This is a genomic window from Paenibacillus zanthoxyli JH29 (genome assembly GCF_000520715.1).
GTDB lineage: Bacteria > Bacillota > Bacilli > Paenibacillales > Paenibacillaceae > Paenibacillus_AQ > Paenibacillus_AQ zanthoxyli.
Genome location: NZ_ASSD01000514.1, coordinates 1 through 19,924, shown reverse-complemented (window position 1 = coordinate 19,924; position 19,924 = coordinate 1). Strand labels below are relative to the sequence as shown.

Here is a 19,924-nt window from a genome sequence, read left to right as displayed (position 1 = left end):
GAAAGGGGTAGACACTATTGAGCGCCACATCATTGGTATTTTCCAGGGATGAATTTGATTCCCGCCTTCAAAATGTACAACGCGAGCTTGGACTCAAGGGGCTCAGCGGAATGCTGATTCACACCCCTGAAAATATTTTTTATCTGACCGGCTATCAGAGCCCGGGCTATTATATGTACCAATGCCTGGTCGTGCCGGCTTTCGGCGACCCGGTGCTTGTGCTCCGGCGAGGCGAGCTATCCAATGTTCAAACCTACAGCTGGCTGCCTGAAAGTCAGGTCAGAACCTATGACGATACGAATGATCCGGTCGCCCTGACTGCCGATACGGTCAGAGAGATCGGCATCGCTCCCGGTGCGATCGGCCTGGAGACGGGCTCCTGGTTCCTGCCTGTCCGTAATTACCAGAAGTTTGAGAAAATGCTTGGCGATTTCCGGCTCATGGATGCCCAAGGGACGGTTGAAGCATTCCGGGTCATCAAATCTCCGGCGGAAATTGCATACATCCGCGAAGCTTGCGCCGTGGCCGACAGCTCGATGCAGGCGGGGCTTGACGCGATCCGGGCGGGAGTGAATGAGGATGAGGCCGCCGCAGCGATGTTCTCCGCCATGATTTTGGCCGGGGGCGAGTATTTGGGGATGGAGCCGTTTATTTCCTCCGGCTACCGTTCGGGCAACATGCATGCCGCATGGGGGCATAAGGTCATTGGCGACGGTGAGACGCTTCTGCTGGAAGTGGCAGGGGCTCGCAACCGGTACCACGGGGCGCTGATGCGGGCTGCCTATACCGGTACGCCAACCGACGAAATCAAACGGGTGACCGAGGTGTGCATCGCTTCCTTGAACGCCGCGCTCGAAGTCATCCGTCCGGGCGTTACCGCCGGAGAGGTGGACGAAGCCTGCCGGGGAACGATCGAACGTGCAGGATTGTACGAGCAGTTCCGCAAACGGACCGGCTACTCGATCGGCGTCGCTTTTGCGCCGGACTGGGGCGAAGGCCATATTATGAGCCTTCAGCGGGACGATGAGCGCGTACTGCTGCCGGGCATGGTGTTCCACATCCCGCCGGCGCTTCGCGTTCCGAACCGCTACGGCGTCGGATTCAGCGAGACGATCCTGGTGACGGAAACCGGTTGCGAAGTGCTGACTAAGCTGCCGCGCGAGCTGACCCTGGCGAAGGGGGTTAACGCATGAGCGGACAATTCGCAGGGAAGACCGCGCTGGTAGCGGCGGCAAGCAAGGGGCTCGGCCGCGCCGTGGCGTTCGAGCTGGCGCGAGGCGGGGCAAAGGTCGCGCTGTTCAGCCGAAATGGCGCGGAGGCCAAGGACGTGGCTGCGGAAATTACCGCCGAAACGGGAATGCCCGCGCTCGGCCTTCAGGCCGACGTCTGCTCCGCATCGGACCTGTCCCGCTGCGTGGAAGAAACGGTCCGTGAATTTGGCGGGCTGCAAATTCTGGTTACTAACGCAGGCGGTCCTCCCGCCGGGAACTTCGAGTCGCTCAAAGAGGAAGACTGGAAGTACGCCTATGAGCTTAACGTGCTAAGCGTGGTTCGTCTTGTCCAGGGTGCGCTTCCGCATCTGAAGGAGCAGGGCGGCGCCATCGTCAATCTGGCTTCGTCCTCGGTCAAGCAGCCCATCCCCGGGCTGACGCTCTCCAACGTGATGCGGACCGGCGTGGCCGGACTCGGTAAGACGCTGGCGGAGGAGCTTGCCCCGTACGGTATCCGGGTCAACACGGTGGCTCCGGGCCGGATCGACACGGACCGGGTCCGTTCCCTGGACCGGATTCGGGCGGACAAGGCCGGGGTTACCCCGGAAGCGATCAAGGCGCAGAGTGAGAAGCAGATTCCGCTCGGGCGTTACGGGCAGCCGGATGAATTCGCCCGTGTGGTGGCGTTCCTCTGTTCGGACGGAGCGAGCTATGTAACGGGCCAGACGCTGCTGGTCGACGGCGGGATGGTGAAATCGCTATGAGCGAGGATCTTCGCACGGCAGCACCGGTGATCCGCCCCGAGCGAACGGTTGAGATACTGGCCGATCTGATCCGCTTTCAGAGCGTGAACCCTAGCGGTACGGAGGAAGAAGCGGCGGCTTATGTCGCCCAAGTTATGCGGGAAGCGGGCTGTGAAGTCGAGCTTCAGGAGATCGAGCCGGGACGGCCGAATGTGATCGCGCGCCTGAAGGGCACGGGCGGCGGGAAGACGATTATTCTGAATACGCATATGGATGTTGTTCCGGCCGGCGAGGGCTGGAGCTCCGATCCGTTCACCATGCTCCGCAAGGGTGACCGGGTCTACGGCCGGGGCGTTATGGATGCGAAGGGGCCTTTGGCCGCCATGATGGCCGCCATCGAAGCGATTGCCGCATCCGGCATTCAGCTTCCGGGGGACATCGTACTCGCGGCAGTCGTGGATGAAGAAGCCGCGAGCCTCGGAGCCCGCAGGCTCCCGGACGAGCTGCATGGCGATCTGGCGGTGATCGGCGAGGCGACCGACGGCAGCCTGGCGATCGCGCACCGGGGCAGCATTCGCCCCGTGCTCGTCGCCAAAGGGGTCTCGGCTCATTCATCAACGCCTCATCTTGGCGTCAATGCCGTGTCCTTGATGGCGCGTACGCTGGTAGCGCTTGAAGACTTCGCCGAGCAGGAGCTGACGAAGCGGATTCATCCGTTGACGGGGCAGTCGACCCTGTCCGTCACGGTTATTAACGGGGGGATCAAGGAGTCGATGATCCCGGACCGCTGCGAGGCGCTGATCGACCGCCGGCTTATTCCCGGCGAAGCGGAGGATGCCGCTCTGCGGGAGATTGAGCAGATCATTGCCGGTCTGCCCGCACTGGACGGCAGGGTCGGCATCGACCGGCTCGTTCCGACGACCGGAGTGGCGTCGGAAACCCGTCCCGATCACCCGATGGTCGAGCTGGCTTCCGCCGCGATCGAACGGGTCTACGGACGTAAGCCGGAGCTTACGGGCCTTACGGCCAATTGCGATATGACCCATTTTGTCAAACGGGGAATTCCGTCCGTCATCTACGGGCCGGGCGATTTCAGCGTGGCTCATAAAATCGACGAGTGGGTGACCTTATCAGAACTGGAGAATGCAACACGGGTCTACGCTTCCATTGCGGTGGAAGTCGCTGGCTCGTATAGATAAATAGAAGAGGTGATGGACGTTGTTGAACCAACATGTTCAGTTGGCGGATTGGGTGGAGCGCGTCCAGCCGTCCCCGACTGCAATGCTGGAGTCCACGGTGGCACAGTATCAGCGGGAAGGCCGAACCGTGTACCGCTTGGGCCTCGGGCAGCCGGACTTTCCAACGCCCGACCGGGCCAAAGCGGCCGCGATTCAGGCGATTCAAGATAATTTTACGGGATACACCGATACGAGCGGCATCCTGCCGCTGCGGGAAGCGATATGCAGAGCGCTTCTCCGGGATATAGGGCTCAGCTACGAGCCCGGGGAGATTATAGTTACGGTAGGAGGCAAGCATGCGCTGTTCAACGCGATTTGCACGCTGTGCCGGCCGGGGGATGAGGTGCTGATCCCGGTTCCGTATTGGGTGTCGTTCCCCGAGCAGGTTAAATTCGCCGGAGCCAAGCCGGTCTTCGTTCAGACCGGCGCTTCCTCCGGCTATAAAGTGACTCCGGAGACACTTGCGCCTTTGGTGAACGAGTCTACCCGTCTGCTGATTCTCAACCAGCCGAACAACCCTTCCGGCGCGGTATACAGCGCGGAGGAGCTGTCGAAGCTGGCCGAGTTCTGCCGGGAGCGGGATCTTTGGGTCATCAGCGACGAGGTGTATTCCGCGTTTGTGTTTAAGCCGGAAGGCTATACGAGCATCGCATCGTTTCCCGGCATGCGGGAGCGGACCGTCGTGATCAACGCGGTGTCTAAGTCATACGGGATGACCGGCTGGAGAATCGGTTATTCGGCCGCACCTGCGGCTGTTACCGGGGCGATGCTTCGTCTGCAGTCCCATACAACGAGCAACCCGTCATCTATTGCCCAGCAGGCGGCGCTGGCCGCGATTGACGGCCCTCAGGACGACCTTGAGGACATCCGAAATGAGTACGCGGCGCGCCGCGAGATTCTGGTCCAAGGGGTTCGGCGGATCAAGGGGCTGGAGTGCAGCGTTCCGGACGGCGCCTTCTATGTATGGGTGGACGCCTCCGCATGGAGAGGACAAGCCTTGGAGGGACGAACCATATCCACTGCCGACGATCTGGCGGATATCCTGCTGACGAAGGCTGGGGTCGCAGTGATGCCGGGAACCGGATTCGGCAGCCCGTATCATATCCGCCTGTCTTATGCCGTTTCCCGGGACGAGATGGAGAGCGGAATCAAGGCCATGGAGTCGCTTCTAGGGAGCAAATAAAGGAGGAAGTTATAAGACATGTCCACAACTGATTTGAAAGATAAGCTTAAAGGCATTTACGTGCTCGCCATCACTCCGATGACGGATACGCTCGCATTCGACCCGGCCGCGCTGCGCCGGAATATCGACCACTACATCACCTCGGGCGCTCACGGTGTTGTTGTCGGGGGCACCTACGCGGAGTATCCGAGCCTGACGATCGACGAACGGAAGCAGCTGTTCACCTCTGCTGCGGACGCGGTAGCCGGCCGGGTTCCGCTGCTGTGCTGCACGGCGGCCAGCGGGACTGACGAAGCCAGCGAGCTGGCGCATGCAGCCAAGCTGGCCGGAGCCGACGGCGTAATGGTAACGCCTCCGTATGTATCCGAGGTGCGGCCGCAGGATATTCTGTATCACTTCCAGCTGCTGAACGAAGCTGCGGAATTGCCGATCTTCATCTACAACAGCGCGAGCATCGGCGTCCATCTGTCACCGGAGGAAATCGCCGAGCTGGCCAAGCTGGACAACGTCGCGGGAGTCAAGCAGGGCGCCACGGACTTGCATGCGCTGGTCCGGACCGTCGCATACGCCGGTAAAGACATCTCGGTTATGTGCGGCTCGGACGGCCTCATCCTGGGCGGGCTGGCCTCCGGCTTGCCTGGCTGCACATCCACGAACGCTAACTTCATGACTTCCGAATTTGTCGCGCTCTACAACGAATTCCAGCAGGGCGAAAATGCCCGCGCCATTGAGCGTTACTACCGCTGGCAGCCGATCCGGGATCTGGCCCGCAAGTACGGACAGCCTGCGATGGTCAAGGCCGCGCTGGATATTATCGGCCTGCCTTCGGGACCGGTCCGGGCGCCTTTCCGTACGCTGGGGGAGGAAGCCAGAGCGGATATCGCACGCACCCTGCAGCAGACCGGCATCATAGCATAAGCACCGGCAAGCGAACCTCGCCGAAAGCCATTCGAGCTTTCGCGAGGTTTTTTTGAAATCGACGATATATTAGCGATTGTTTATATAAGTATATAGTTATATACTGATGAGGTGGAGGGAGATAAGAACATGAGCTTTGATCTGAAGGAGTTAGATGAAGTATCGCAGACGCTGAAGTTGTTGGGAGATAAGACAAGGCTGACGATCATGAAGCTGCTGGAGAACCAGGAACGCTGTGTATGCGAGCTCGTTGAGTTTTTTAAGACGAGTCAGCCGTCAATCAGCCAGCATTTGCGGAAGCTGAAGGATGCGGGGCTGGTTAAGGAGAACCGGAGAGGCCAGTGGATTTTTTATTCGGTCAATCCAAGCAGTGCTCAGTATGAGCTCATTCAAAAATTGATTGCCTTCGTTCCTTCACAAGATCATGCACTGGAAGAGCTAAGTAAGAAAGGCGTGATTTCATGTGAATAAATGGAGGTCGGCGGATTGGGGTCGGTACTGTTAGCGGGTTTCATTTTTGTTGTTACTTTAATCTTTGTCATTTGGCAGCCCCGAAATTTATCGATTGGATGGTCGGCCTGCGGAGGGGCATTGTTGGCGCTGGTTGCAGGCGTGGTGAGTTTTGATGATGTGCTGGACGTTACCCTGATTGTGTGGAATGCCACGTTAGCTTTTATTGCGATTATTCTCATTTCCTTAATTCTCGACAAAATCGGCTTTTTCGAATGGGCTGCCCTACATATGGCTAGATCCGCGCGCGGGAACGGAATCCGGATGTTCATCTATGTCACTATTCTTGGCGCGGTGGTGGCTGCCTTTTTTGCCAATGACGGTGCGGCGCTTATCCTGACTCCGATTGTCCTGGCTATGGTGCGTGCGCTCCATTTTGACGAGAAAAAGGTGTTTCCGTTCATCATCGCCAGCGGATTTATTGCCGATACAACCTCGCTGCCCCTTGTCGTCAGCAATCTGGTCAATATAGTATCTGCTGATTTCTTCGGAGTTACCTTTATGGAATACGCAGGGCATATGATTATGCCTACCCTGTTTTCATTGGCGGCCAGCATCTTGGTTCTGTACCTCTTTTTCCGCCAAAGCATCCCGGGACAGTTTGACGGCTCCCAGCTAAAAAATCCCGAAGACGCCATTAAGGACAAGAAGATGTTCAAGCTGTCCTGGATTGTCCTTGCGGTTCTGCTGGCCGGGTACTTTGTTAGTGAGTTCCTGAACATTCCCGTTTCCGTGATCGCCGGGATGATTGCAATTTTTTTCCTGCTTATGGCAAGAAGAAGTCCTTACGTACCTACAATGGAAGTGGTCAAAGGGGCGCCTTGGGCGATCGTGTTCTTTTCCATCGGGATGTATGTTGTGGTGTACGGGCTGCGAAATGCCGGTCTTACGGATGTCCTGGCTGATGTGATTCAAGGTGCTGCCGATCAAGGTCTATTCGTAGCAACGATGGGCATGGGTTTTACTGCGGCGATCATTTCATCGGTGATGAATAACATGCCTACGGTCATGATTGATGCGCTTGCCATTAATGCAACACACACGACAGGAATGATTAAAGATGCTTTAGTTTACGCAAATGTCATCGGTTCGGATTTGGGGCCGAAGATTACGCCGATCGGTTCGCTGGCTACCCTACTGTGGCTGCATGTGCTTTCGGCCAAAGGTGTGAAGATCTCTTGGGGGACGTACTTTAGAACAGGCATCATCCTGACTATTCCTACCCTGTTTATCACCCTTTTGGGTCTCTATTTAAGGTTAACCCTATTTTAAATTTAAAGGAGATAATTTCGGATGGACAAGAAAACCATTTACTTTTTGTGTACAGGGAACTCCTGTCGAAGCCAGATGGCGGAAGGCTGGGCAAAAAAATACCTCAGTGATGGCTGGAATATCTACAGCGCCGGTATTGAAGCGCATGGTCTAAACCCCAAGGCCGTACAAGCCATGAGTGAAGTGGGCATAGATATCTCGGGGCAGACCTCCGATATTATTGATCCTGAGCTGCTGAATAACGCCGATCTGGTCGTTACGTTATGCGGAGATGCTGCGGACAAATGCCCGGTTACGCCTCCGAAGGTGAAGCGTGAGCACTGGGGATTTGATGATCCGGCCAAGGCACAAGGAACGGAAGAAGAGAAATGGGCAGTGTTCCAGCGGGTCCGCGATCAGGTCGGAGCACGCATTAAACAATTCGCCGAAACCGGCGAATAATTCAGTCGGGGGAATCCCCGGCTTTTTTAAAAAAATAATTCTTGACTAAATGATCTGGAAAGGGTAAGATGGAATCAACAAGGAGGTGGTCAACAATAACCGCAGGAGGGAAACTTTAATACTTAATGGAAGATGTTATTTTTTTGAATATTACAGACTAAATAGTCTAAATTAAAAGGAGGAAAATAAAATGAACAACAACAAACTTACAGCAGGAGCTATTCGCGAGCGGGCACAAGAGACATTTCGGAATCACTTGAAATATTTGTCGGGTGGAGATATTGAAGCGTGGATCGGTCTTTGGCATGAAGATGGAATCCTGGAATTCCCTTACGGACCGGCAGGATTTCCTGAATACAAGCAAGGGAAAGCCGACATGTACGAATATATGCTGAACTTCCCGAAACACTTCGATGTGCAATTTACAGATCTGGAGTTCCATCCGGCTGTCGATCCCGAGCTTGTCATTGCAGAATTCAAATCCACTGGGAAGCATAGAGAGACGGGGAACCCTTACAATCAGACATACATCAGTGTGGTTGAAACTAAGGACGGCCTCATTACGCGCTATCGGGATTTCTGGAATCCGCTAGTAGCGATCGAATCGACTGGCAGCATGAATGAAGCCGTTCAATTCTCCGGGAATCAAAAGTAATATTGACTAAATAATCTGGAAAAGATAATATAAATGTCACAGGGAGGTGTACTCGTCAAAAATGGCAAGAAGTAAAGAATTCGATACAACGCTTGTTCTGCACAAGGCTATGGAGGTATTTGGGCATTACGGTTACGAAGGCACTTCGCTGCAAAATCTACTTGATGGGCTAGGCATAGCGCGACAAAGCCTGTACGATACCTACGGCACCAAGCGGGATCTCTTCATCAGGGCCGTCAAACATTATGTAAATGAGAAATCGGATGCGGTCATTTCGTATTTAGAGCGTTCAGACTCAGTTAAGAAAGCGATTGCCGATATTTTTCATGAAATTGTGAATGTTCTGAAGGATGATCTGCGCCGTAAGGAATGCTTCATTATGCACAGCGCCATTGATCAGGTTCCTCATGATCCGGAAATCGCAGCGTTTTTTGAACGGGATATGACGCGTTTGATTCAAGCCTTTTATGAAGCGCTGGTTCGCGCACGAAATCAAGGTGAACTGAGTGGAGACCGTGATTTGCTTGCTCTTGCACGGTATTTGTACCATGAAAGATATTCGCTGACCCAAGTGGCTAAATTAACCACGGACCCTAAAGTTTTGGAAGATATTGCTGCCGTTACTCTTTCTAAGCTGGACAATTAATGGAGCGTAAAAAAGACGCTTCAGTATATTTTCGGATTTTTAGATCGAATGGTCTGAAATGTGATAGGCTCTTATGCGAGTGGAATTCGGGGGTAGAGTCAATTTGTTGCCCCTATTCCCCCTCCATTAAAATAGGAAGAAATTTTTTATCTATATTTTAGACTGAAAAGTCTGATAAAGAAAAGGAGCGGATTATTATGAATTCGACTAGACACAAAGGATTGGCATTGACGATCCTTGCTTTATCCCAATTAATTTTGGCGCTGGATTACACGATTATCTTCGTGGCACTGCCTTCCCTTGCAGCAGACTTGGGCTTTGGTGCGAACCAGCTTCAATGGGTTATCAGCGCGTTCTCCCTGGCCTTTGGAGGATTCCTGCTTATCGGTGGAAGATTGTCCGATTTGCTGGGCAGACGGCGGATGTTCATCATTGCCATGGGGCTCTTCGGTTTAGGTTCTCTGCTTGGCGGTATCGCAGACTCTCAGCTGTTCCTCATTATTGCAAGGGGACTCCAAGGTCTAGGCGGAGCGCTGCTGTCACCGGCTACACTGTCACTGATCATGTCCAATTTTGAAGAAGGCCCGGAACGCAACCGTGCATTAGGCACTTGGGCGGCAATGGGTGGGGTGGGCATGTCCGTCGGGTTATTGCTTGGCGGTGTGTTAACAAGCTTTATTGGATGGGAAGCCACCTTTTTTGTCAATGTTCCAATAGCCGTCTTCGTTATTATCCTCGCTCCGATCACGCTTTTGGAGAGCAAGGCGGCATCGTCAAAACGCCATTTTGACGCAGCAGGCGCGATTTCCGTAACGGCGGGTATGATCTTGATTTAAATTATCTTATTCAAGCCCCGGTTGTAGGCTGGATTCATCCAACAGCAATTATTCCTGGCATTATCGGTGTTATTCTGCTCCTGTTGTTCGTAGTCATTGAAAATCGCACAAAAGATCCTTTGATCCCCTTTAGACTGTTTCGGATACGGAGTTTGACTGGGGCCGCGATTACCGCAGCATTGTTCTCCGCATCATTCGGAACGTTATACTACTTTCTCACACTCTACACGCAAGAGGTGCTGCATTACTCTGCCATTCAATCCGGATTAAGCTTCCTGCCGCTGACCATTAGCGCTTTTGTAGGGGCGAAGTTGATTAACAAAATGCTGGCAACCGTAGGTGCAGCCGGTACAATTGCAAGCGGAATGGGACTTGGCGCGATTGGTTTTATGCTGCTTACTCAGCTCTCCGAACGCGGGTCGGCATGGGGAATTATTCCAGGTACCGTTATCATGGGTATTGGTCAAGCCTTTATTTTTACAACGATGTTCATTGCGGCAAGCACGGGAATTGATATGAAAGAGCAGGGTGTTGCATCCGCAATCGTTTCTACCGGGCAGTAAATTGGCGGAGCGGTCGGATTGGCTGTTATCATGGCCATTATTTCCGCAACCCTCGGTTCTAACGCTTCTCTGGAAACGATGGAGCCCTCGGATTTAACCGGAGCGATTCGCATGGCATTCGTCATTGACGCGGTTATTGCGCTTCTGGGTATTCTCGTATCGTTCATAGCGTTTAAGCAAAAAAATGCCGCTGTTATGGAAGTGAAGTCGGCGCATGAGTAAAAGGGTGCTCAAATGACAACATGATTTCAATGATCACAAAGGGCCATGAATGTCTGCGCAAGTAGAGTTCAAGGCCTTTTTCGGCGCAAGCCGGCAAAGGAAAACTGATTGATGGCTATCGACTGGCCCGCCGTGTCCCTGTTCAACACTTGACTTAGATCTTGCTCTAGGGACTATAATTAAGGTAACGTACCTGAATCCAAGGTTCACCTAAAATAAGGCGGAGGTCAAACCTATGAGCCTCAACATACAATATACGATTGGCCAAGTGGCAGAGAAGTCCAATTTGTCGATCCACACCTTAAGATATTATGAAAAAGAGGGCATCCTGCCGTTCATCAAACGAAACGAAAGCGGCATCCGCATTTATGAAGATGAGCATATCGAGTGGCTTAAATTCATATGCTGCCTCCGCGATACGGGCATGTCCATATCACAGCTCAAGGAATTTGTTGAACTTACCGTACAGGGCGACGCAACTATTGAAGAGCGTATACAAATGCTTGAGCTGCAGAAGAAAACCGTTCAAGACCAGGTCAACACCTTGATGTCCTATATCGGGATGATTGACTTCAAGATCGATAGGTATTCCAAAGAAAAAGCCGGCATCAAGAGCACCGGACAACCAGAATAAAAATATATGCAAAAGGGACGAACCGAAGTGTTTCGGCTCATCCCTTTTTTTCTGCTGCTTAGTTCTGATTCGGGTAACGATCCTCGATATAAACGGCAGGGTTCCATAGAGGATACTCCGGCTGCAGACGGCTGGCTTGATCCAGGCGGGACAGCTCCTCCTCGTTCAAAACAATACCGGATGCTCCAAGATTGTCCCGAAGCTGGTCAGGCCGCTTGGCACCGACAATCACGCTCGTGACGGCCGGTTGATTCAGCAGCCAGGCCAGCGCGATACGGGCGACCGAAGTTTCCCGCGCCTTTGCGATTTCCTGCAAAATATCAATCAGGACATAACCCTTCTCCCGGTTAACCGGAGGGAAATCGAATTTGTTGCGCCGGTCATCCGCCCCGCCTTGATTGTCCCGCGTATACTTGCCCGACAGAAATCCGCCGGCCAAAGGACTCCATACGAGCAAGCCCATCTTCTGATCCTGAAGCACGGGGATGATATCCCGCTCAACGTCGCGTCCGGCAAGCGAATAATAAGATTGGGCCGTTTGGAAAGCATGCAGGCCCAGTTGACGGGAAATGCCGTTTGCCTTCATCATCTGCCAGCCCTGCAGGTTGGAGCAGCCGATATACCTTACTTTGCCGCTGCGAACGAGATCATCCAGCGCGCGCAAGGTCTCTTCCCAGTCCGTAAGCGGGTCGGGGCCATGAATCTGATAAAGGTCATGTAATCTGTTCCAAGACGCTTGAGGCTTTCTTCCGCTTGCTGGATAATATGACCTCTCGATAATCCTACCTGGTTCGGACCCGGTCCCATTCGGAATCTTACCTTGGTCGCGATCACCGCTTCATGCCGCTTGCCTTTAAGCGAACGTCCTAATATCTCTTCCGACTCACCTACGCCATATACATTAGCGGTATCAAAAAAATTAATGCCTGCTTCGAGCGCTTCGTTCACAAGCTGCCCTGCTGCTTGATCATCCAGGGCGCCCATTGCGGAGCTCATCGGATCTGTGCCGCCGAAGGTCATAGTACCGAGACAGAATTCCGACACCATCAGACCTGTACCGCCTAGCTGTTTGTATTTCATGCTTCATCTCTCCCTTGCTGGTTGATTATGTCCTAACAAAAATCATCATAATACCTAGAGTTTACCCTAGGTCAAGACTTGTATTTTGGCGATTATTCTTATTGGGAACAAAGTAGTATTTGGGAAAAATAGCATGGCAAAATTTTGTAGACTATTGTACAATTTTGGGGTAAATAAAACTTTTTGACTACATATAAAGCACTAGTTATAAAGAAACCAAGTGCTTGAACAAAGGCAAACCCGTTCGAAAGTTGGGGACGCAAAGCCACGGGCCTTCCGTCATGATCCAATCATGACCTGGCAGCCGGGTTGCTCAAGAGGCTTGGTTTTTTTGTTGTCATTAGTGGGGGGGATTGGTGTTTGTGAAGAGTGTTTTGAAAAAATGCGTTGCGGGATTACTGGTCACGGGATTAATGGCGGCAGGGACAGTATCATCGGGACATCGGGTATCCGCTGAGACGGTCTACACCTACAAGGATGAATTGTCCTCGTTCACTGTTGAGGGAAGCAATGTCCGAATATCGGGGACACATGTGGTTTGGCGGTCCAATGCCGCAAATTATGCCGGACAAATCTATTACGGTAACACGGATACCGGTCAAAAGCTAGAGGTAACGAGCCATGGCAAACCAACCGATACGCCTGTCGTCGGCGTGGGTGGAAAAGGAGAGCCGATCGTCGTATGGGCAGACAAAAGAGATCAAAACGGCGGCGCCGGCAATCTGAACTGGGATATCTACAGCTACAATGTCAAGACAAGAACCGAGTCCAAGCTAAATACGGATGTCGGCCAGCATCGCATACCTTCCATAGACGGCAATTATGTTGTCTGGCAGACAAATCCTCAACAGAACTACTGGTAATGACGCTACGGCATATTTTAATAAAGATGGTTCCTATGTAGTAGTTGATAATGGTACAGGTAAGGTAGTGCAAATCAGTAATAAGAATAATCCGAACTGGGCTCCAGATAAGTCGATTGTTGACCCATATATCCCAGGTAAGTAATGGAGGAGTAATATGGACGTATTAAATCAGCTAAAAAATGTTGGGCAAGGTACTATGCTTAATTATAATGGAGACACATATTTTTCTTTGGAGCGGTTGACGTTTTTGACAAATATTTTATCTAAAAATGAGCTAATCACTGAATTGGTAATTACTCCATATTATTTTTTCGACGACAGAATAATGGAGTTATATGATTATGCTCTTTCGATTAAGATAGTCGAGAGCATAGGTTCGAGAGAAGCTTTTTTGCTTGAGGAGACTGGAAAAAAGAGCATTGAAGAGATTGATTTAGAGGTAGTTGAGAAATTAGATAACACATACTTTGAAGTAGAACTAGGCGACCTGGAAACATTTCTTAATAGCCTTAGAAAATATTTGGGCTATATGAATGAACAAGAACCACATTTATTAACTCAAACAAGAAAAGAACTAAGCACTCATGGAATGAATAATGATGGTATTTTTTACAGACTAAATTAGATTAAGTACAACCTTGATTGGCTCTTGGCTCAGTGCCTTTCAAGGTTTTTTTCTTTTGGTGGGGGCTACCCAGTGACGAATGAACCCATCATTTAACCAATAACACATATAACCCATGTAAAACCTGTATGAAGATTTTGTAATTTCTGTTGTACGCACAACAATACTTGAATTTTATCCCCTAAATAATGCTATTCCGTTTCATCAAACAGGTCGATTATGGTCAGATACCACCATGATTGACCTGTTTTTTGTTATCTTCGTTTTCTCACAGGTTTTTGAAAATAATCGCAACTTTGTGAATACATATAATGCTACGATGATAACAACGGCTGGGAACCGACGCCTGGAGCTTAACCGGGCGTGCAGCCGAAGACGTTGTGGTACATTCAGGATGCGCTGGGCAGCACTCTTGGACTTGTGGAGAAGGACGGACGCGTATCCTCCCGCTACCACTACGACGAATTCGGCGTGCCACAAGACGCGAAGAAGTTCGATCTCAACTGGCCGGGGCCGGATAACTTGTTCGGTTACACGGGACTGGGTTATGATTTTACCAGCAGCAATACGTATGCCGGAGCACGATATTATAAGCCTGAGATCGGCAGGTTTGTAAGTGAGGATACGTATAAAGGGCAGATTGATGATCCGCAGACGTTGAATTTATATACGTATGTGGAGAATAATCCGTTGTTATATACTGATCCAAGTGGGCATACGAAGGAATGGGAGACCTATGAGGTCCACGAACTTAGAGGTTTACTGAATGATGTAAGGGCTAAAAATTACAGTAAATTTGATAAATATTTTCAGGCAGCCAAAGATGTCATATGGAATCGCTACAACTTTGCGTCTTTCATGACCACAAACCAGTACAATTACTTGTATGGTCTGTTAACGGGAACAAGTCCCTATAAGAATAGTGCCGGCAATGCAGATTGGGCGAGAGAACAGTTAATAAGTGCGTTTTATAAATCAAAAGAGGTTAAGTATATCGCATTACTTGCTCTAGGAATGAGGTCACTTAGTTGGCGGGAATCCAGGTGCCAGAAGTAGCTAAGGGGAAAGGTATACTTCTACTCAGCGCTCTCAAGGTAAGCCATATGAGAATCATACAACTGTACAGAAAACCAAAACGTTTAGAAGTTTGAAGGCCGCTTTATACCTAATTCCTCAGTGAATCTTTATGATGAGAACGGCACACTGATACAAAGAAGATATTACGACAAAAACGGGCGAGCAATAGAAGACATTGATTATGAACACTCAAATGGAGATAATAGCCATGCATTCCGACATAGACATACCTGGGATTGGAGTAGTGGTACTCCAGAGAGAAGCGCCCACTAATAAAACATCGATTATTCATGCTTGGAGGTTAGAGGGAAATTGCTTAGTATACATGACAATAAAATTGTATCCTATGAAGTTGATTTCCAAAAGTCTAGAATTACATTGCACACGATAGATGGTAAAAGAGATTTAGTTATCACCAAAATCGAGTTTAATGATGTCCTGGCTCATGTGTTTGAAACACAGCTACGGGGAAGTATTATTCTTGACATTAGCACATTAGATGTAAGCCTATTTCTTAAACATAACAAGGAACTGTTGGAGAAAGAGAAGGATTATGCATGGCCAATGTATTATGAAAAAATAGAGGATCTGCTTGAACATTTACAAAATGAAAAGTATAACTATTATGTGATTTCAGCTTCATATGGTCTTAATGGGTGGGTAATTGCTAAAGAATATAAAGTTTATAATTAATCTAATGGATCAAGCTTTGTACTTAGATCATCCTAGCCTTCAGAGAATCTCTAAGAATGAGTTTGATCGAGTATGGAATATCGTTAATAATAATCAGTTGCCTGAATGGATAAAACTCAAAGAGGTTCTTCCTCTTGGAACAAAAATAGATGGATATATAGAAGTTTTTTATCCGCAGGGTGTTATAGTGAGTATTCCCGGTTATGAGGCTTTAGGTGTAGCCAATTTTGAAGAATGTGCTGCAAACTCACAGAAACGCAATATGCATAAGGATTTAATAATCAAAGCCGAAGTCATAGGATACGATAAGGTGAATTATTGGGTAATACTTGGAAATCCAGAAGTTTTAGATAAAGAATATCTATTTTGAAAGGAATCAAAATGACACCATCCAAAACAGTTCTGGTCGTTGGCGTATCCATCCTGCGGGACGGTAAGGTGCTGATGATCAAGGAGAATAAACCATCCGTCCGGGATACGTGGAATTTCCCATCCGGCCGGATCGAACCGGGAGAAGATATACCGGAGGCCGCGCGCCGTGAGGTCCAAGAGGAAACCGGATATGAGGTCAGGCTTACAGCGGCGACGGGCGTCTATAATTTTGTCAGCAGCATGGGCGATCAGGTTATTTTGTTTCATTTTTCCGGGGAAATTGTCGGAGGCGCTCTTCAACTAGAAGAGAACATCATTGTAGACAGCCGATGGGTGAGCGTACCTGAATTATTGGACTGGGACCCGAAAGAAATACGTGAGGCCGGAGTTATCGCACAAATTACAAACAACCTCATTGCCGGCATAGCGTATCCGATGGCTGTATTTCATCCGCAGCTGCCGCCCTGCATGCGCAATGTCACATCATCATTTTCAGAAATACGATAAAATTTTCATAAAAATTGATGGTTTTTGATGGAAACCTCAATAGTAAAGTTATATAAGGAGGCATCTTGATGATTAATCAACAGACGCTTGAAAGCTATTATGAGAAAAAGGGCAGACTGCAGCAGAATTTTCTGACAAAACAATTTCAGGCGGATCTCCCTAAGTTTTCGGCACATGAGGAGGCAGCCGGCTGGTTCAAAGAGCTGTTCGGAGATGACTTCATCTTTGTAGAGAAGACGAAAGCGGCAAATGAAACAGAATTCTACTACCTGTACGACATTATTCATGACCGCGAGAGATGGGAACGCAGAGAAAGAGATATTAAGGAGAAGGGCTTTGCGAACGGTTTGGGCATGCTGCTGTGCGCCCAGCGGGTCGATATTTACGAGGACGGTTCGGTAGAGCTGGCTTTTTAAAAAGATATAAAGATATAATGGAACAAAGGTTCATGACAAACAACCGGTCAATGCGCAGGCAGAGTGCATGGCTGGTTTTTGTTTTCCTGTCAGTGATGATAAAGTACTAGAAGAAGCTAGGGGTTATGGGTATGAAACTACTGAAATACGTTTCGATTTTCCTTATCCTTCTCATTTCGTCCGGATGCGGCAACGGTACCACTTCAGCGTCGAAGCAGGGTCCAAACGGGACGGCGGCTCCAAATACAATCGAATCGGCAGCTCCGGCAGCAATCCCATCGGTGGCTCCAACGGCTATCCCATCGGCAGCACCGACGGCAGTCGGAACGGCAGCTCCTACGGCAGTCCCGTCGGCGGTCCCGACGAAAGCTCCATCAGCGGCTGGGGAGAGTGAGGAGTTTTGGGCGAAACTGGATAAAGAGCTCGAAAGTGAAGATTACAGCTCCATTGCGGCGGAATTTGAGAAAGTCCCCAATCCAAGCGAGGACCTGACCGCCATGTATAACTTTGCCATGTACAATATTTACGGGCAGGACGGGGACGATAAGAAGTCACTCGAATCTTTATACAAAATTCCGGCGGACTACCAGGGCAGACATGCGGATCTCGTATCCTATTGGAAGTTCGTTCATGAATCGTACGCTGAAGGCAAGACGGAGAACATTACGTTTGACGAGTATAAGCAGAAGTATTATAAACCCGGCAAAAGCGCATTCTAGCACAAAAAAGGTGCAGACTATCGGCGCGCCATTAGCGGGCAAAGAGAAACGGATGCCACCCTTCTAAGGAGCGGGCAGCCGTTTCTTTTTGTTTGGGTTTAAGCTTTCGGAACTGCCAGAAGATGTTCCAGGAATGGAAGAATAAAAAGATGGATATTTTTGAAGTTCAGGAGAGGTTGAACGAAAATATCCTGCCGGAAGGCAAGTTGACTTTCACTGTCTTCTTGCGATACCATATGCATGAGCATGCATTTTACATAATAAGGAGGGATTCCATTGACCGATTTATTTTCTCCGTACAAACTTAAAGGATTGGAACTCAAGAACCGGATTGTCCTGCCTCCGATGTGCCAGTATTCGGTAACGAAAAAAGATGGCATAGCAGGCGAGTGGCATCATACCCACTATGTCAGCCGGGCGGTTGGCGGGACTGGATTAATTATTATCGAAATGACTGATGTCGAGCCGGACGGCCGGATTACCGATTATGATCTAGGGCTGTGGTCTGACGAACAAATTCCGGCACTGGCCCGCATTGTGGAGGACAGCCACCGTTATGGCGCGAAGGTCGGCATCCAAATCGCGCACGCCGGCCGTAAAGCCCAAGATGCGCCGATTCCTGTCTCCTCATCGCCGGTTCCGTTCAACGAGCAGTCAAAGACGCCGCGCGAGCTGTCGACCGATGAAGTGAAAGAGATGGTGGAGAAGTTCCGGCTGGCGGCGCGCCGGGCGATTCAGGCGGGATTTGACACCATTGAGCTGCATGGCGCTCACGGGTATTTGATCCACCAGTTCACCTCGCCGCTTACCAACCGGAGAAGTGACGAGTATGGGAAGGATCTGACGAAGTTCGGCTGTGAAGTGATCGCTGCGGTTAAGGGCGAAATGCCGGAAGACATGCCGCTTATTCTGCGTATTTCCGCTCAGGAGTACGTTGAAGGCGGTTATGGCATCGAGGATAGCTTGAAATTCAGCAAGGTATTTAAGGAAGCCGGCGTAGACATGTTCCATATCAGCGCCGGAGGCGAAGGCCCGATCGCTGCGGACGGACGCCCGGGTACGCATGCCGCATACCAGGTTCCGCTTGCGAGAGCCATCAAAGAGGGGCTGAACGTTCCGGTCATCGCGGTTGGCCGTCTGGATGATTCTGCGCTTGCCAATGCTGTTATCGGCAACGAGGAAGCCGATCTGGTTGCCGTGGGACGCGGCATGCTGAAGAACCCTTATTGGGCGCTAACGGCAGCTGTCGAGCTGCATAAAGAGACGGTAATTCCAAAACAATATGAGCGCGGCTTTGCCTTGTCTAGATAAGATCGGCTACGCCGTTCCGTTAAGCCGGTAAGAAACCGAAAACCCCGTTTCAAGACGAGCGTCTTGGAACGGGGTTATTTTGTGTAATGTATGGGTCTAGTTGACGAAGCTGTTGGCGATGACGTTCTCTACGCCCTTCATCTGATGCAGCAGATCAGCCAGACGGGGCTTGATGCTGCCGACCATGCCGATAAGCGTCCGGTGGGTTTCACGCTGCGTATAGACCTTCAGACCCTCACTTTCAAGAATATTAATAATGGCCTGAAGTTCTTCCTGCTGGCTGGATGCAACGATCATCATAACTGAAACCTCCCTTTCCCGGATTTGATAAAACCATTTTCTTTGTCGCTTTTAAGCTTTTATGCTTTTGTGCTTTTAGGTGATAAAGCAACTTTAATCGATCTTATAAATTTAGTCAATAGATTTTTCGATTACTTTCTATGGATGGATAAAAAAAGCCTGAACGCTTCCTGACAGAAACGTTCAGGCGTGTTCAGACTGATGAGTGCGGTGTCTCAAATACCGGGTGCAGCCCGGCGCTGGGACATGATTCACTTTCCTGCGGCTAAGAAAGCCTATCGTGATAAATAATCGGCGATGCCGTCCGCGATTGCCTGAGCTGCTTTCCTCTGGTACGAAGCTCTGCGGACGATGGACTCGTCGTCTGGGTTGGTCAGAAACCCTAGTTCGACCAAGGCCGCCGGCGTTGTATTGGTTCTCAGAATATGGTAATCGCCGAAGGAAACCCCGTTGCTTTTAAGGGCGATGCCCTCGCCAAGCCGGTTCTCAATGGCGCGGGCCAGCTTCAGGTCATCGGACTCCGAATAAAAAAATGTCAGCGTCCCCGATATTTTTTTCGGTGAGGAATTGAAATGAATGCTGATAAAAGCGTCCGCAGAAACCGACTGGGCGAGCCCTGACCGGGCAGACAGCGAAGGCCGCTCATCGTCCCGTGTCCGCGTCATGGTCACCCGTGCGCCTGCGGCTTCCAAATCATCGCGCAGGTACAGCGCCGTCTGCAGATTCAGGTCTTTTTCCATCGTGCCGTAGGTTGTGCCGATCATCCCGGGATCGTCTCCGCCATGGCCGGGATCGACGACAATCCGCTTGCCGCGAAGACTTGCTGATGCGTGTCTGCTGGCGGCGGTGCTGCTGCTTGTCCGGTTTATGCCGGCAGCGGAGGCGG

General features: G+C 50.6%; 26 protein-coding genes, 1 pseudogene and 1 riboswitch. Of the genes and pseudogenes, 24 read left to right on the top strand and 3 right to left on the bottom strand.

Translation table 11 applies throughout. From position 1 onward, the window contains the following. Positions 1 to 17 precede the first annotated feature (17 nt). The 14 genes from L691_RS0119710 to L691_RS0119655 all read left to right on the top strand — a co-directional run bounded on the left by L691_RS0119710 (position 18) and on the right by L691_RS0119655 (position 11,072). Positions 18 to 1,193, top strand: coding sequence for a M24 family metallopeptidase (locus tag L691_RS0119710; protein WP_025692084.1), 1,176 nt, complete (start codon positions 18 to 20; stop codon positions 1,191 to 1,193). Next, on the top strand, positions 1,190 to 1,975 hold the full coding sequence (locus tag L691_RS0119705) for an SDR family oxidoreductase (protein ID WP_025692083.1): 786 nt from the start codon (positions 1,190 to 1,192) through the stop codon (positions 1,973 to 1,975). Before L691_RS0119710 ends, L691_RS0119705 begins: the two co-directional genes overlap by 4 nt. Next, the gene (locus tag L691_RS0119700) at positions 1,972 to 3,153 is read left to right on the top strand and encodes a M20 family metallopeptidase (protein ID WP_025692082.1); all 1,182 of its coding nucleotides are present in this window, start codon (positions 1,972 to 1,974) and stop codon (positions 3,151 to 3,153) included. The genes L691_RS0119705 and L691_RS0119700 overlap by 4 nt, the downstream gene beginning before the upstream one ends. Before the next feature lie 19 nt (positions 3,154 to 3,172). Further along, positions 3,173 to 4,375: a pyridoxal phosphate-dependent aminotransferase gene (locus L691_RS0119695; RefSeq protein WP_025692081.1), complete on the top strand. Its 1,203-nt coding sequence runs from the start codon at positions 3,173 to 3,175 to the stop codon at positions 4,373 to 4,375. A gap of 18 nt (positions 4,376 to 4,393) precedes the next feature. Then, positions 4,394 to 5,293: a dihydrodipicolinate synthase family protein gene (locus L691_RS0119690; RefSeq protein ID WP_025692080.1), complete on the top strand. Its 900-nt coding sequence runs from the start codon at positions 4,394 to 4,396 to the stop codon at positions 5,291 to 5,293. A 129-nt stretch (positions 5,294 to 5,422) separates the two neighbouring features. Next, positions 5,423 to 5,764, top strand: coding sequence for an ArsR/SmtB family transcription factor (locus L691_RS0119685; protein ID WP_025692079.1), 342 nt, complete (start codon positions 5,423 to 5,425; stop codon positions 5,762 to 5,764). A 15-nt stretch (positions 5,765 to 5,779) separates the two neighbouring features. Further along, positions 5,780 to 7,075 (top strand): arsenic transporter, encoded by a 1,296-nt coding sequence (locus tag L691_RS0119680; protein WP_025692078.1) that lies wholly within the window; start codon positions 5,780 to 5,782, stop codon positions 7,073 to 7,075. Positions 7,076 to 7,096: 21 nt separating this feature from the next. Then, complete coding sequence (gene arsC / locus L691_RS0119675) at positions 7,097 to 7,516, top strand: arsenate reductase (thioredoxin) (RefSeq protein WP_025692077.1); 420 nt, start codon at positions 7,097 to 7,099, stop codon at positions 7,514 to 7,516. Positions 7,517 to 7,706: 190 nt separating this feature from the next. Then, the gene (locus L691_RS0119670) at positions 7,707 to 8,171 is read left to right on the top strand and encodes a nuclear transport factor 2 family protein (protein WP_025692076.1); all 465 of its coding nucleotides are present in this window, start codon (positions 7,707 to 7,709) and stop codon (positions 8,169 to 8,171) included. A 61-nt stretch (positions 8,172 to 8,232) separates the two neighbouring features. Beyond that, a complete protein-coding gene (locus tag L691_RS0119665) occupies positions 8,233 to 8,817 on the top strand; it encodes a TetR/AcrR family transcriptional regulator (RefSeq protein WP_025692075.1) in 585 nt (194 codons plus the stop codon). A gap of 197 nt (positions 8,818 to 9,014) precedes the next feature. After that, entirely contained in the window at positions 9,015 to 9,653 is a 639-nt protein-coding gene (locus L691_RS33690) for an MFS transporter (RefSeq protein WP_232229227.1), read from the top strand. Between the two features lie 152 nt (positions 9,654 to 9,805). Further along, positions 9,806 to 10,216 (top strand): MFS transporter, encoded by a 411-nt coding sequence (locus tag L691_RS33685; RefSeq protein WP_408634770.1) that lies wholly within the window; start codon positions 9,806 to 9,808, stop codon positions 10,214 to 10,216. 18 nt (positions 10,217 to 10,234) lie between these two features. Beyond that, positions 10,235 to 10,438: a hypothetical protein gene (locus L691_RS33680; RefSeq protein WP_232229225.1), complete on the top strand. Its 204-nt coding sequence runs from the start codon at positions 10,235 to 10,237 to the stop codon at positions 10,436 to 10,438. A 235-nt stretch (positions 10,439 to 10,673) separates the two neighbouring features. Then, positions 10,674 to 11,072, top strand: coding sequence for a MerR family transcriptional regulator (locus L691_RS0119655; RefSeq protein WP_232229224.1), 399 nt, complete (start codon positions 10,674 to 10,676; stop codon positions 11,070 to 11,072). A gap of 58 nt (positions 11,073 to 11,130) precedes the next feature. Here the strand turns inward: L691_RS0119655 and L691_RS29500 are convergent. Then, positions 11,131 to 12,056, bottom strand: a pseudogene (locus L691_RS29500) (aldo/keto reductase). A gap of 319 nt (positions 12,057 to 12,375) precedes the next feature. Then, positions 12,376 to 12,469, top strand: a riboswitch (cyclic di-GMP riboswitch). Positions 12,470 to 12,514: 45 nt separating this feature from the next. Between L691_RS29500 and L691_RS0119645 the strand changes: the two are divergent. The 10 genes from L691_RS0119645 (at position 12,515) to L691_RS0119600 (ending at position 18,738) form a co-directional block, all read left to right on the top strand. Then, positions 12,515 to 13,015, top strand: a complete 501-nt coding sequence (locus L691_RS0119645) for a hypothetical protein (RefSeq protein ID WP_156934294.1) — start codon at positions 12,515 to 12,517, stop codon at positions 13,013 to 13,015. Continuing rightward, complete coding sequence (locus tag L691_RS34350) at positions 12,975 to 13,160, top strand: colicin E5-related ribonuclease (RefSeq protein ID WP_156934293.1); 186 nt, start codon at positions 12,975 to 12,977, stop codon at positions 13,158 to 13,160. Before L691_RS0119645 ends, L691_RS34350 begins: the two co-directional genes overlap by 41 nt. Before the next feature lie 12 nt (positions 13,161 to 13,172). After that, on the top strand, positions 13,173 to 13,643 hold the full coding sequence (locus L691_RS0119640; protein ID WP_025692072.1) for a hypothetical protein: 471 nt from the start codon (positions 13,173 to 13,175) through the stop codon (positions 13,641 to 13,643). A gap of 363 nt (positions 13,644 to 14,006) precedes the next feature. Further along, positions 14,007 to 14,699: an RHS repeat domain-containing protein gene (locus tag L691_RS0119635; protein WP_025692071.1), complete on the top strand. Its 693-nt coding sequence runs from the start codon at positions 14,007 to 14,009 to the stop codon at positions 14,697 to 14,699. Positions 14,700 to 15,032: 333 nt separating this feature from the next. Beyond that, positions 15,033 to 15,413, top strand: a complete 381-nt coding sequence (locus L691_RS0119630) for a hypothetical protein (protein WP_025692070.1) — start codon at positions 15,033 to 15,035, stop codon at positions 15,411 to 15,413. Further along, positions 15,385 to 15,783, top strand: a complete 399-nt coding sequence (locus tag L691_RS0119625; protein ID WP_025692069.1) for a hypothetical protein — start codon at positions 15,385 to 15,387, stop codon at positions 15,781 to 15,783. The genes L691_RS0119630 and L691_RS0119625 overlap by 29 nt, the downstream gene beginning before the upstream one ends. Positions 15,784 to 15,794: 11 nt before the next feature. After that, complete coding sequence (locus L691_RS0119620) at positions 15,795 to 16,292, top strand: NUDIX hydrolase (RefSeq protein WP_025692068.1); 498 nt, start codon at positions 15,795 to 15,797, stop codon at positions 16,290 to 16,292. 68 nt (positions 16,293 to 16,360) lie between these two features. Beyond that, positions 16,361 to 16,708 carry a hypothetical protein gene (locus tag L691_RS0119615; RefSeq protein WP_025692067.1) on the top strand — a complete coding sequence of 116 codons (348 nt, stop codon included), beginning with the start codon at positions 16,361 to 16,363 and terminating at the stop codon, positions 16,706 to 16,708. Between the two features lie 131 nt (positions 16,709 to 16,839). Further along, positions 16,840 to 17,427, top strand: a complete 588-nt coding sequence (locus tag L691_RS0119610) for a hypothetical protein (RefSeq protein ID WP_025692066.1) — start codon at positions 16,840 to 16,842, stop codon at positions 17,425 to 17,427. Positions 17,428 to 17,703: 276 nt separating this feature from the next. Continuing rightward, on the top strand, positions 17,704 to 18,738 hold the full coding sequence (locus L691_RS0119600) for an NADH:flavin oxidoreductase/NADH oxidase (protein ID WP_025692065.1): 1,035 nt from the start codon (positions 17,704 to 17,706) through the stop codon (positions 18,736 to 18,738). A gap of 96 nt (positions 18,739 to 18,834) precedes the next feature. Here L691_RS0119600 and L691_RS0119595 read toward each other — a convergent pair whose 3' ends face one another. Then, a complete protein-coding gene (locus tag L691_RS0119595; protein ID WP_025692064.1) occupies positions 18,835 to 19,038 on the bottom strand; it encodes a hypothetical protein in 204 nt (67 codons plus the stop codon). 275 nt (positions 19,039 to 19,313) lie between these two features. Next, the coding region (locus L691_RS0119590; protein WP_025692063.1) for an N-acetylmuramoyl-L-alanine amidase family protein at positions 19,314 to 19,924 on the bottom strand (611 nt) is incomplete at its 5' end.